The organism is Tetragenococcus koreensis (genome assembly GCF_003795145.1).
GTDB lineage: Bacteria > Bacillota > Bacilli > Lactobacillales > Enterococcaceae > Tetragenococcus > Tetragenococcus koreensis.
Genome location: NZ_CP027786.1, coordinates 917,362 through 931,801 on the forward strand (window position 1 = coordinate 917,362; position 14,440 = coordinate 931,801).

At 31.8% G+C, this 14,440-nt stretch carries 8 protein-coding genes; all 8 read right to left on the reverse strand.

Annotated features, from left to right (window positions below):
- Positions 1–11: 11 nt before the first annotated feature.
- Entirely contained in the window at positions 12–494 is a 483-nt protein-coding gene (greA, locus tag C7K43_RS04310; RefSeq protein WP_124005737.1) for a transcription elongation factor GreA, read from the reverse strand.
- A 141-nt stretch (positions 495–635) separates the two neighbouring features.
- Complete coding sequence (gene mltG, locus C7K43_RS04315) at positions 636–1,811, reverse strand: endolytic transglycosylase MltG (RefSeq protein WP_124005738.1); 1,176 nt, start codon at positions 1,809–1,811, stop codon at positions 636–638.
- A 136-nt stretch (positions 1,812–1,947) separates the two neighbouring features.
- Entirely contained in the window at positions 1,948–3,447 is a 1,500-nt protein-coding gene (locus C7K43_RS04320) for a hypothetical protein (RefSeq protein ID WP_124005739.1), read from the reverse strand.
- A gap of 27 nt (positions 3,448–3,474) precedes the next feature.
- Positions 3,475–5,268, reverse strand: coding sequence for a glycosyltransferase family protein (locus C7K43_RS04325; protein ID WP_124005740.1), 1,794 nt, complete (start codon positions 5,266–5,268; stop codon positions 3,475–3,477).
- 97 nt (positions 5,269–5,365) lie between these two features.
- Entirely contained in the window at positions 5,366–8,734 is a 3,369-nt protein-coding gene (locus C7K43_RS04330; protein WP_168711990.1) for a CDP-glycerol glycerophosphotransferase family protein, read from the reverse strand.
- Between the two features lie 118 nt (positions 8,735–8,852).
- Complete coding sequence (locus C7K43_RS04335; RefSeq protein WP_157977727.1) at positions 8,853–9,665, reverse strand: acyltransferase; 813 nt, start codon at positions 9,663–9,665, stop codon at positions 8,853–8,855.
- Positions 9,666–10,174: 509 nt separating this feature from the next.
- The gene (locus C7K43_RS04340) at positions 10,175–11,695 is read right to left on the reverse strand and encodes a polysaccharide pyruvyl transferase family protein (RefSeq protein WP_124005743.1); all 1,521 of its coding nucleotides are present in this window, start codon (positions 11,693–11,695) and stop codon (positions 10,175–10,177) included.
- Positions 11,696–11,776: 81 nt separating this feature from the next.
- Positions 11,777–14,272: a glycosyltransferase gene (locus C7K43_RS04345; RefSeq protein WP_168711991.1), complete on the reverse strand. Its 2,496-nt coding sequence runs from the start codon at positions 14,270–14,272 to the stop codon at positions 11,777–11,779.
- Between the last annotated feature and the right edge of the window lie 168 nt (positions 14,273–14,440).

A 14,440-nucleotide genomic window follows, 5' to 3' on the forward strand; every position in this document is an offset into this window, starting at 1 on the left:
CCTATCTTACTTTAGCTTTCTTTTACGCTAACAATTTTTACTTGCATATTGCCATTTGGCGTTTCGATGGTTACTTGATCATTCACCTTTTTACCAATCAAGGCTTGTGCAATCGGTGAGTCATTGGAAATCTTCCCGGAGAAGGGATCAGATTCTGCACTTCCTACAATTTTGTATTCTTCTTCCTCTTCATCAGGCAATTCTTTGAATACAACTGTCTTACCAATGGACACTTCGTCTTTATCAACTTCATCACTATCGATAATCTGAGCAAAGCGCAGCATATTTTCTAATGTTGTAATACGTCCTTCAACAAAGGCTTGCTCATCTTTAGCTGACTCGTATTCCGAATTTTCGGAAAGATCTCCGAAACCACGGGCAATTTTGATTCGTTCAATAATTTCACCGCGCTTCACTGTTTTTAATTCTTCTAATTCTTCTTCCAATTGTTCTTTCCCTTCTGGGGTCATTGGATAAACTTTTTCTTCTGCCATTACTAAAATCTCCTTCATAAATTTTCTTTTGCTAGATGTTTTTCCAAAAGAAATAAATGGTAATCTTTTTAAGTCCACAAAAGATTACCATTATTTTTTTAAATTGTAAACCTAATTTCGGTTTTATTTTGTAAACGTTTTTTAGTCGTCCATATATTTTTCAATCAATTCGTTGTGTTCTTCGTAAGTCTCTGCATAATAAACATTACCGGTCGAGACATCCGCAACAAAGTAGTAATAATCATTATCAGTTGGATTCAACACTGCATCAATTGAATCTTCGCTCGGGTTATCAAATGGACCAGGGCCATAGCCAGTATTTTGATATAAATTATATGGTGAGTCAACTTCAAGATCCTCGTAGGTAACTAATTCTTTATGTTCACCTAAAGCATATAATATAGAAATGTCAGACTGTAATGGCATATCTGCTTCTGTACGGTTAAAGAACACTTGAGCAATTTGCTTACGGTCTTCTTCTGTTACCCCTTCTTTTTCTACCAATGAGGCAACCGTCATTGTTTCTTGCACATTTAGATCAGAATCATCAATGTCATCATAATAGTTTTCCATAATGGAATCAGTCGTTGCAACCATTTGCTGCACAAGTTCTTTCAAACTCATATCTGGTTGATAATCATAGGTTGCTGGGAATAAATAACCTTCCAAACGATAACGTACATCTTCAGCTTCAGCTGCATCGTTTAATAGCTCTGGATATTCCTCTTGCAACTCATTGAAAAAGTCATCGTCATTCATCAAATCAAGAAAATCGTCTTCACTAAACTCTGTTTGTTCGGAAATGTCTGAAGCAATTTCCTCAACATCATACCCTTCAGGAACCGCAATTTTCGCTTGATTAAGCGCACTTTCACCTTTTTTCAAACTATCAGCGATCTCATTGAGGGTCATGCTTGGTGAAAATACATACTCTCCTGCTTGAAAGCCGTCTTGGTTATTAAACTTCATATAATAATTAAAGACCATACCGCTATTAATAATATTTTCTTCTTCTAAAATTTCCCCAATCATTTTATTTGAAGAGCCATTAGGGATTGTTACCGAAATGGATTCTTCGCTATTGGGATCTAACGGTTTGATACTAGACTTCACATAATTATAAGTAGAAAAACCAAAGATCAAACCTACAATCGCCAAGGCTAAAATAATGACTAAAACGATCTTACGCACGACTCTGTCTTCTTTTTTTCTACGGCTTTTACGTTTTTTTACATCTTTTGGTTTATTATTGTTATTATTTGTCTTTTTATTTTTATTTGAAGTTTGGTTGTCTTCTGATTGGTTCTCGTCGTTCAAAACAACGCCCCCCTAATTTGCTTGTTTCTAACTTGTCCTATTATACCTGAAAGTGTATCCAAATAAAATATTTTTTTCTTATTTTCTTTTCTCATATTTTAAATGATGAAGACTTCTGCACAGCATAAACAAATCTTTACTGTTGCTTTTCCAACATTTTATCTAGTGAAGAATCATGGTAGCCAGTAATATTAAATATCGTATCTAAAGGAACGCCATGGTACACTTTTTGTCGATCACCTTGGACACTTCCATTTGGCGGTGTTAGGTCATGACCGATAAATTCATAAGGCAAACGTTTAATCTCTATTTCTTTTTGGTCTGATCGGATTGCTTGTTTTAACTGAGCGATCCGTTGGTTTTCTTCATACTTGTTGACTCCATGTAGCGCAATACAAAATAGAGCTAAACAAAGCCCAAGGGTTAGGGCTAATTTTTTAGTTAAATGACTAGCTAAGTCTAATTTTGTATGAATCACTAATTCAAATAAGGCTAAAGTTAAAAACACATAAGAAGTTAAAATATTTCTTGGACCAAAAGGAGTCACAACTAAAAAAGGAGCTAACAACATCAAGGAAATGGTTAAATAATTAAAAAAATAGCGTTTGCTAACAAATGCAATAGATGACTTGCTAACCACGACGATTAAAGTTACTAAGAAAATAACAATTAAAAGCAATTCAAATATTAAAATAAACAATGGTTGTTGCTGCCAAGATATATTTAATAAGTAACGTAAAATAAAATAACTTGAAGGCAAAAAATACAATACTAATTTTCCTAAGCCTTTGTTTTCAGTTAATAAGTACATCACAATAGTAAATAAAAATAAAAGCAAAGCGTTTTGTTTAACGTACAATTCAGACCACTCTGTTAACAGAGTAGTAAAAAAAGAATGCATATCAACATTTGAAAAACCCCGCATATTATTTTCAATATGGTAAGCGCTATTTGAAAACATGATAAATGCGCCCATAATAGAACCTAGCAACCAACTAAAATAAGGAAAAATATGGTCTTTGAAAAAGATAGCACTTACTAAGCCAATAGTTGCTATCAAAACACTAGCAATAGTCATATTTTCAATAAAAAATTGACACAAACAAGATAAGATAAAAATGCTGCTTAGTGAAAGGATACTATTTCCGTTCTTTTTAACTAACCAAACAATCCATAACAATAGGAAAGTGGATGTATTATAATTAGCAAATCCAGCTAACCATCCATACGTCTGACTATAAAAACTTACGGGTAAGAGTAAAATTACTAAAAAACAGTAGATATATGGAATTTGGCATTTCATAATCTTTCTCATGAAAAAAACAATCCCCGTATTCACTGCTGAATAGATAAGTAAACGAGCAATCATACTCCGTGTGATAATCATTTCGATAATATTACCAAAATACCTACCATTGTATTCATCAAATTTGTTTGCAAGACGAGCCTGCCCGATATCTCCGCCCCAGGCCCAATCGTCTCCAGAAAGAATTAATAATGCGGCAACAACCAAGTAAAAAATAAAAACACTAAGCAAAAACAAAAAATTCCTTTTCTTTGTTATTACTGACTTTTCTCGTTTTTCTTCCCCTCTAACCAACCTACTGTTCGCCCCAACAACGGCTTTATTTTCCATTAATACGTTCTCCTTATAAGTTCAACCCTAGTAAAAAAATGAGGTATGTTTTCGTATCATTTTCACCAAAACAAAAGCCAACATTATTCCTATTGTACCAAGTTTAATCACTAATAGTAATTGCGTACTTACCATCGGATCGTATCCAATAACTAGTTTATTTGTCCCTCTCTTAGATTGAACAACAGGGGCTCCTAAAGTCGTTTTTTGTATTTGTGTCGGATTATAGTGTTTTCCATTAAAATTAATCTGGCTTCTTTCATAAACAACAGCCGGAAGTACGACGTCTCCATTATTACTACCTTCCCAGGTCAGTACAAGTCTATTTTCATCGTCCACTGTCTTTGTTCCATTAAATTTATTATTAACTACTTGCTCATCGTACATCTTATAACCATCCTGCTCAATCAATTCTTCTTGCGTTGTGTTATTTAGTAATGGTAAATAATCGGGAGTAGGCTTATCGATGACTTTAAAAGCATCTTCATATCTTCCGCTAGTAAAACCTCCACGAATCTCATCAGGATCTTCTGTCATAGCCCATGGACCATTATTTCCTGCTGAAGTAGGGTTATCTGTTTCCCAAGCTTCAGCCTTTTGTAGCACTTCTAAGTTAACATTTGAGAGTGTCAAAAACGAAATCATGCACAAAAATGAATAAATAATTTTTTTCTTGCTTTTATCAAAGTTTTTAGTTATTTTTCCTAAGGATAATGCAAAACCAATAAGAAGAAAAACAAAGGCAATTAAAGCAAATCTCCTAGGAAATTGAATGACTTGAACAAAATTAGTGTAAAGCGAAATGTCTTCCCAAGGCAAAAAGTTAGTAGAAAGAACTAAGAAAAATGTGCCGACAATTGTTAGCAATTTTTCTAAAGTAGAATTGTTTTTCCAATTAAAGACTAAATAAAAAATTTGAAACAACATTATACAAGAAAAAATCATACCTAATTCTGAATAAGTATTGTCGCCCATAGTAAAACGCATAGTATAGGATAAGACATCTTCAAAAAACTTAGGGTACACTAGCTCATTTGAAAGATAAACATCTATAAAACCGACTAGCGTATTAATATTCAATAAAATGGTAAGTAAAACAGCAATAAAAAAATTTTTTAGCATTTCTCCTTTGTGTTTAGCTCGCAAAAAACCAACAATATAAAATGGAATACTTGAAAGAATACCAAGAAGCAGTGTTAAATTATGCAAAAAACCGACGCTTGTTACAGCGAGTGTTAACTCTATTGGTTTTATTGGTCTTTCTGGATGTTTAATCACTCTTATAGCTGGTATATAAATAAAAGGAATAAACGCAGCGCCCCAACTCGTCATATTTTGTGACAACGCATAATAAGAGACCATAGAACTACTCATATAAAGAAGAGAAATAAAAATCGAAAACTTATAATTAACCAACGCTTTTCTAGCCAGAGAGAACATTGCTACACCCGCGGTAAAAAAGCAAAGAAATGAGGACAATAACTGGTACCGAAACCAATTTTTGGTTATAAACATTAATAGCCCTTGTAAATATGCAAAATCAGGGCCATATAGAGCATTAACGATTCTACCTGATTGATTAAAGCCAAAGAGAGATTGAAAATAATTAAAATCTCCAGTTTTTATTTGCATATAAGCTTCATAGAAACGATTAAAATGAAACATCATATCGTTTCCAAGTATAATACTATGTTTATAAAGTTGAGGTGATATCATTAAAAAAGCTGCCAAGGCAAAAATAAATAATGCACTAAAGATTTGCTTTTTTGATGAATATTCTTTTTCTTTGTTTACATCTTGATTTTCCCTTAAAACTTCCACCAAAATTCTCCTTTATGAATTTAAAGCTTCTATAACTAAAAACCTTTAACATCATTGAGCAACAAATCATTCTCAAAATTTTCAAGAAGTCTTTAAATTAATTTTTAAAAAACTTTTTATAAACTTTCTCAGCACGGTTAGGGCCGTCTAAAGGAACAAATCGGTTTTGAAAGGTTTTATATTTTTCGCCATAGACATCCCAATATTTTTCCTCCTTAGCAATTGTCCGACATAGATTTGAAGTGTTTTTTACAATCGGACCAGGGGCTTCTTTTTCTAGATCGAAGTAAAAACCGCGCATATCATCATACTCATCCAAATCATAACAATAAAAATAAACAGGCTTATTGGTGTTCATATAATCAAACATCACAGAAGAATAATCTGTTACCAACATATCAGATGCTATCATTAGCTCTTGAATATCTGGGTATTTTGAAACATTAATAATATTGGGTCGAAATTCTTCTGGTATTTTCAATTTACTGGCAACGACTACATGTTCTCTAACTAATAAAACATAGTCATCTCCCAAGCGACGCTCAAAAATTCGAAAGTTAATTTTATTTTTCATAATAAACTTTTTTCCCTTTTTTTGATTGTCACGAAAAGTTGGCGCATAAAGGATAACCTTTTTATCTTCAGGAATACCTAGCTTGTGTCTAATATTTTCTTTTCGTTCTTTTAAATCGTCGGTATAGAAGATATCATTTCGTGGATAACCCAATTCTAATATCGGTCCATCATACAAAAAAGCAGAACGAAATGCTTCTGTAGCATATGGTGAAGGAGAAACCAATGCGCTCCATTGTTTTGTCGCATGCGTCACTCGAGCTAAATACCCCTCATCTCTTCCTGCAATTTGATCTTGATCATGCTGCATTTTTTTCAGAGGCGTGCCGTGCCAAGTTTGCAAATAGTGTGTCTGCTTAGGCTTCGTCAAATACGTAGGGAAATTTTGGTTATTGACCCAATATTTACTGGTAGCTAGGTATTTATAATAACTAGGCGATAACCGCTTAATAATTTTAGTACTTGGATTTACTTTTAATGGTGCGTTATTGTTCATAATCCAAATATAATCAAAGTCTTCACCATTTGCTACCATCTTTTCGTAAATCATGCGTGGACTATCTTCATATCTCTTACCCACTCCACTTTCAAATACGACTTGTTTATCGTTAATTGTTCCAAAATGACTTAAAGATTTATAAAAAAGTTTCATCGTAGGAAAATAATATCTGGAACGTCTGAAACGAGAAAAGACCTTCAATGCTAATGGGTCATTCCTAAAGAATTTTTTTACTTTATTTTGTTCAGGAATATTCTGAATCGCTTCAAATATGCGATCGTTAGACTTACGATCACGAAATTTGATGAATTTATCGGCTTTTTCGATATACTCATCTTCCATTTTAAAATTGTTTTCCCCTACTTTAAATAAATTTTCAATTACTTGATCTTCATCAAACGCAATATCTCCTGGTAATTCATTATCCAAATCCAAGTGAGAAGGGTTTTTTCCCAAAAATCGATTACGATCAAATTGATAATAGACAACTGGCTTATGCAAGAAACTAAAGTCAAAAGCAACACTTGAATAATCAGTTAGCATAAACATACTTTCTTTAATTAAGTCTTGGACATCACGATCTCCTTGTTTGACAATAGTAACAGGTGCATTATCAAAATAATGTACGTAATCTTGCATATTAGGGTGAAGACAAAAAATTAATTCCATATCATATTTCTCGGAGAAATCTTTTAAACGCGGATCAAAAAGTAACTCTTCATAACGCTTAAAATAATTACTTTCTTCAAAAATCTGATTATTCGTGATCCAATCACGCCACGTAGGAATAATCAAAACCTGCCTTTTTAATGGAAGGTCGTTTTTAAATAACGACTCAAAACGCGCTAATCCAGTGGCGACTACTTCATCATCATGATATCCCATATCCACAATAGCAATTTGGCGTTCTTTTTCAGAACTTGTAATAAACAAATCCGTATAAAATTCGTTGACCCATTTCGCATAGATTGGCGTAATATTTTTTGTCCCAAATACACCATGTTGCAAAAAGATTTTTTTTGCTGAAATATTTTTAATATATTCTCTACTACGGATCGGATACAAAGAATCAGGATGGTGTGTGCCACAAATATAATCAGCTTGTATTACTTTTTCAAAATGTTCCTTAGAGCCAAAATCAATAACATTACCAAAAGGAGCAACATGTTTACGTTCTGGTGAATCTTTTTGAATCACATAGTATGCATCGATCTCAGGATGAACGGTACGCAAATACTTGAAAAAATGATACCCATTATCTTGAGCTTTATAAGAACGTTCCCCCACAATCCACACAGCATGATCTTTTGCTTGTTTTTTAACGCTTTTCCAGTTCTTCTTGTGTTGGCGAAAATAATCATAGGCTTCTTTTTCATACTGATTGTAAGTTAATGACAGATTGACACCTTTTAAAGTAAAGTATGGCACTGCTGAAAGCCATTTACTAGTTTTTTCCGAGAAAATAGCCATTTCGCCTTTCATGAAATAGTTCGTGAGAAATCTCGGATTACCAACACGAAATCTTACAGGGTGATCAGTCCCCTTTAATGTTAAAACAAAGAAAAAGTCGATACTTAACTCTTCAGTTTTTGCTAGATTTTCCAGGTATTCTTTTATTTCTATTATAGGTAAGCACCATTTAAAATGATGTCTACGTGCAAAAGAATTTTCTTTTTGATTCTTGTTTTGCATAATTGAAACAGGGAAACTAATGGACTGGTCTCCGCCTCTTTCAACCATTTGAATTTCCCCATGATCAATATCAAAAAAGCGAGTGGTTAAGTTTCCTTGTAACATTAACTTGGTTTCTGTAACCTTGATTTTAGAAATTGTCTTTCTTAAATAGTAATGTCCATTAGAAAGTTCTTTATTTACTAAAAGAGCCAAAGCACCTTTTTTGGTAATATAAGGAACAAAGAGTAAATTGTTCCTTTCATCTATCACATGTTCTAAGTTAGATAATGACCAATTTTTTTTATTTAGTTTGAGTATTTGAGTCATACGCTTAACCATATTAGAATTCTCATTATATTTTAGATACTGTGCTACAATAGTAAACTTATAAGAATTTGCCGCAGAATTATTTTGTTCCTCATCATTTGTATCAATTTCATTATTTTCATTATTTTCATTTTCTTCACTATTTACGTTCATTACATTTTCTTCATCTAATAGTGCCGAATCCTCTTTTTCATTCAAAAATTCAGCAAAATCATTTAAAGAACAGGTGAACTTATAAAGGAAATATCCATCATATTCTTCATAAGATAGAAGTTGAAAATAAAAATGAGTATCTCCCCGTTTTAGGGATACTGTGTATTCATAAGCTGTTTTTTTACTGGTAAATTCAATTATTAGGTTGCTTTCTTCTACTAGATATTTTAAGTTATTCATTGTCATTTCCTTCCAATACCGGTTGATTTATTTATATGAAAATAAGCTATATTTGCATATAATCGATTCAACTTAAAAAATAGCAAAATAATTTAACAAATTAAAAATTACTTCTATTTTAGACCAATACAACTAATGGCTCTAAGTTCATAACCTTTTTTAAAAAAGATTCAATTTCAAAATGATTAGTAAAAGTAGGTCTTTGTTGGATAGTGTCTTGCCATTTTGTTAAATTTTCTGGATTATTAAAAACGTAAAACGAGGAGTCTTTCATATAGAATTTATTCTTTTGTGTATCCTCCTCAGTAAAAAAATGTGAAGATTGTCTATCCCAAAAAATATTATCTTTTATTTTTTTCACTGGATTTCCCGCATTGGTACTATTTGTTTTTATTTTTTTAGCAACAATTGAACCTAACCCTATAATTGAACCAGAACCAATATATGAACCTTTTAGGATGGAAGAATCTTGCCCAATCCAAACATGGTCGCCTATAATAACGTTTTTACTTTCATTGATCCGTCTCTGGTTTTCATCATACATCATATGAACATCAGAGTTACGTATCCAACATCCCGAAGAAAACATTACATCTTTTCCCACAATTATATCCTTTGCCTCAGAGGCTATAGCCGTCAAAGGCTTATTAAAAGAACAACCCTCATTTAAAAATATGAGTGAATTATTATATAACGTAACCTTCATTTCGATTTTATCATTTTTAGTTTTTCCTATATATAATACGGAATTATCTCCATGAAAAGTTACAGTAGTGTTTTTTAATTGTGCGTCTTTGTCTAGAAAAACGTAATTATTCTCTCCTTTAAAAATTATCTTAGAGTTACTAAATTGAATATTGTTAATTTCTTCAGTTACGATAGAATTATTTCTTAAATATTCTTTTTCTTTCAGTGCTGTTATTGTATCCATCTCATACCTCACATATATTTCAACGAAATTAAAAATGATCATTTAGTTTTTGAAAGAGTCACTTTTATTATTTTTGTTTTTAATTTCCACCATAAGCCTTTTTTGAAATTTTTCTAGCAAAGTAATTACTTAATAATTATACCATCAAGCGTTAGGTTTGGATAATTTTTGCTAGATAAGAAAAAGCTTAAATTAATCGTTCGGTGTAGTAAAACCATAGAGTAAAAACATCGTAAATAAACCAAAATGACTAAGCCAAATTTTAGCAGAGAAATTCACGTTAGCTTCATTTCTGTGTAATTTTAAATAAATATTAACTGCGTTCGGAATTTTCTTAACAAAAATAACAAATTTTTTACAAAAAACCTACTTACAAACAGTAAAAATAAAAACGAACTATTTATACCTATCTTTGAAGATAGTGTATAAATAGTTCGACTTACAAATGATAAACTACTTTTTGCACAAATATCATTCGTCAAAAAATAGCATATCATATTACTTTAAACTCATTTTTGTCCGAAATTACGCAACGGCTTCGTTAATTTCCACGATTTTGAATTCTCCATAGTTTGAACTTTAAGAGTTAATTCTTCATTTTGTCTATTTTTTTCGTTCAGTTCCTCAGTCTTTTTCTCTAAATCATTCTTTAATTTAGATGCAGCTTCATTTTTTTCATTTAGTTCTTTGGACTTTTCATTCAAATCATTCTTCAACTTAGAAACAGCTTTAGTTTTCACTTTAAGTTTCTTACCGTTATTATTTTTTTCTTTTTCTTGTTTCGTTACGATGATATCGAAGTTTTTTTGTAATCTTTCAGTCATTTCTTCAGCGTCACAAGAAGTTATAGGAATAAGTGGTTCCTTCAAATTAACTTGTTCAAGCTTTCCATCAAATGGTGTTTTCAAGCCTTTTGAATTATAATGATAAACATTTTCAATGCCATTCTTGTCTAAAAAGTTAATAAAGTTATCGTAATTTCTTTTTTGATTTTTTTCAACTGAATGAACATCTACTTTTCCCAATAACTCTTCTAATTTCATGTCTTCGCGTATTTCGTTAACAGGAACACGTGGGAAATTATGATACTCTGTTAGTTCCCTCATTCTTGCGTCAATTGGGATAGCTATGCTTGGCGTACCTGCAAGAATTGGTGCAACATTGCCGTGCAGTCTCGTTCCAATACTTAAATCAATTGTTCCCATGTGATCAATCCAGGAAGGAGCCGACAAGAAAAATTTCACTTGGTTATTCTTATATACAGCAGAGTTCAAACTATTAGGATAGTTGCTAACCTTTGAGTTAATTGCCGCCCCTAAAGAAGGAGTACCAGAATAAGTCAATATCATCTCGTCTAAGTCTTGTGGCGTAAATTCTAAATTCTTATACTGACCCGAAAGGTCATTTAAGAATTTTAACACTTTTTGATCTGCTGTAGGTGTCATATTTATACTTATTGCAGAATTATTATTCAATTCGGTATCTCGAATTTTTATATTATCCCCAAAAGTATACATTGAAGGGCAACCAATTACCATATGATCTCTTCCTTCCTTAAAGCCTAAATAAGAAAGATAGTCAGAAGTAATTTGTCCTCTTAAGCCCAAAATATTTGACTTTTCCAACACAGCACTGACAAAATGTTTCACGTCGTTATCAAAAGGTCTCTCTTGCTTAACGTTGGGTTCATAAGGAAAAGCCATTCCCATACCAACAACAAATACAGGAATTTTAAGTTTTTCTATTAAAGCTGTATATCTCTTAAGGGTGGGAATAAAACTTGGACGAATCGCATTCGCTAATGGAATAACATATGAATCATAAGTTTCATTGATCATATCAGCATCAGCCGGGTCTGCCCGATAATAATCAGCAGTTAATTCTACATTTTCCGTAGTCAAATTTCTAAAAACGCTATAGGCGTACATTAAATTACCCACATTGTTTCCAATTGCATTTCTTTTAATCATTTCATCTGCGCTGAAAGTATCTAACGGCGACATTCCAGCTCTTACAAGAACTTTTTTCATAATTTAAATACTCCTATTTAATCTAAGTTTATAAACTAGCCTTCTTGTACAAAAAACTCGCAATAATTTTATTTATAATAATCAATCGCGATAATTAATCATTTTAGTAAATTCTTCCATGGCATAATTGTCATACTTTTGTATATCAAAATCGTGGCTTGATTTCATTTCACCAGAAAGAAATTTTTTCATACCATTTAACAAACCATCAACACTATTTTCAACAATATCTCCGTACTGGCTGTTATCTCCCAATACTGATCTATTTCCCTCAATATTCGTTGCAATAACCGGTTTGTTCAAAGCAATTGCCTCTAATAATGTCATCGGTTGTCCTTCATGATTGGATGACAACACAAAACAATCGCATTTATCCAATAATTCTATCGCTTTATTCGTCTGCCCAGTAAAAATGACGTTATCTTCTATACCTAAAGATATTGTTTCTGCCTTTAAGGTCTTTTCAAGTTCACCAGAGCCGACAAGGTACAATTGGTGAATTGGCCCTTCTTCTCTTAGTAATAAGGCAAATGCCTGCAGTAATTTTTCTTGGTCTTTTTCAGGTGAAAGTCTACCAATATTAATGAAATTTTTCCCTTTAATTGTTGGCGCAGTGATGGCAGTAGCATTCACTCTACCATGATCTCGCTGATCATTAATCAACAACATATTCTCATTAAATATTGCAGTTTTTTCTAATGAAGGCTCGCTACGATGCATAAATAAGGAGTCCGGGTCTAAAACGTTAGGAATATAGACAAACTGATTCTCTTCAGTATACTCACTTAAGTTAGCCCTATTTAATTCTAGTGTTTTTTCACCCACAGCAGCAATAAAATCAAAAAATTTGTACAAAGAAAATATCCTGGTTAAATTTTTAGAATGAACTTTTTTGCCACCGACTACTTTTAGTTTTTCAGCTGCCATATCATTATGCTGGTAAATAATTCGATTAGGAAACCCGGAAAAAGCCATCATAAACGTCCAAAAAGGAACATAACCACTGAAATCAATACCCACTTCTATATTGATATCGCCTAATAATCTTTTCCATTCTTGTTGTACAACTTCTTTATAAAAGTCTACATTTTCCACTTTTGAATAATTCATGAAACGGTTATAACGAACCCATTCATAAAAAGTTAAATTCATTCCTCCACCACGATAAGCCATATGCACATTTGGTGAGAGTCGTTTAATATTATCTTCAAAAGTTTTATTTCCTCTACTTTTATCAATAATAATTAAATTATATTTATCATAAGGAAAAAGTTTCGATAGATTAATTGCTGATGTTGTTACTCCATTGTTTAGAAACGCTCCCGCATACATTACAATATTGGACTTTTTATTATTATAATCTTTTTCTACGACGCTTTGTTTAGCTAAAAATATATGGGCAACATAATCTTTAATAACTGAACCATTATCATAATGTGTAAATTGTTTCTTGTATCTTTCAACCTGTACTTTATATCTATTCACAATTGTGTTACTTTCTGTGATATTTTTAGAAACATCCTCAGCGCTATAACAAATGCTGCCAGGTAAATTGTCTAAATCTAAATAAACACCACGTTTTTCTAAATACTCATCTTTATCATATAGATAAAAAATAATCGGTTTATCGGTAACTAGAAAATCAAAAAAGATACTGCTGTAATCTGTTACTAATATATCAATATAATGTAATAGTTCATCAGTGTCTACCCAATTAGGGATTAGTGTAATCCCTTCAAAATCCATACCTTCTATATATTTATACACTAAAGGGTGGACCTTTACCAAAAATTCATATTCATCTATGTTAATATTCTCGACAATATCATTAATACTCTGAACAATTTGAAAAACGATATCATCCACTTTGCCTACTTCACCCCGCCAAGTAGGGGCATAAAGAACAAGTTTTTTGTTTCCTTTTAATATGGAAAAGTTGCTTTCTAAAACTTGGCTTTCATAGAAAATATTATCAATCCTAGGATAACCATTTTCTAATACTTTTCCAGTATAAATATCATTTATATCATGAGAATAAACGATTTTTTCTGAAGTAAATTCATTTGGTGATAGTATGTAATCCGTTTGTAGAAAGTTTCTTTGCAGATTACTGTGTTGTGTAATCGAGCCTTCCATATCTTTGCCTAAAGTCTTTAAAGGGGTGCCATGCCAAGTATTCACATATACTTGTTCTTCTTTTTTTAAGAAATACGGCGGAAAGCTCACGCTATTAATTAAATATTTAGCAGTAACTAAATAATAGAAATACTTTTTAGTATGAGTTTTAACAAATTCAACGTTAGCAAACTTTTTATAATAGTTATAGTATCCATTATCTTCATAATTGTTTAAAACCCAAATATGTTTCATATTCTTATATTCAGGATTGTTCACTAAATATTTAAATATTGCAAATGGATTATCTGTCATTCCTTTTCCATGAAAAGATTCGTATAAGATAATATTATTTTTGACATCGTATTTCTTGAAAGCTTTTTGATACTCAACCTGTCTAGAAAAATTAATGTTCCCCATTTTCTTTCTATAATTTCTTATAACTTTTTTAACGTCTGGCACTAAATTCACACTCCTACTAAAATTATGCGCTCTATTTAATTTTATCATAAATAACTTTCATGCACAGGTTATTCATAGAATTTTATTGTTCAAATTAATAAAGAATAAGCAAACATAATTTCCAAATCTTTCGCAAGAAGCGCTTTTTAATTCCAGGAAAGCGATCGT

Coding starts and splice junctions, on each gene's coding strand:
- C7K43_RS04330 (WP_168711990.1), bottom strand. CDS start 8,734: ATGAATAACTTAAAATATCTAGTAGAAGAAAGCAACCTAATAATTGAA.
- C7K43_RS04340 (WP_124005743.1), bottom strand. CDS start 11,695: ATGAAAAAAGTTCTTGTAAGAGCTGGAATGTCGCCGTTAGATACTTTC.
- greA (WP_124005737.1), bottom strand. CDS start 494: ATGGCAGAAGAAAAAGTTTATCCAATGACCCCAGAAGGGAAAGAACAA.
- C7K43_RS04335 (WP_157977727.1), bottom strand. CDS start 9,665: ATGGATACAATAACAGCACTGAAAGAAAAAGAATATTTAAGAAATAAT.
- C7K43_RS04320 (WP_124005739.1), bottom strand. CDS start 3,447: ATGGAAAATAAAGCCGTTGTTGGGGCGAACAGTAGGTTGGTTAGAGGG.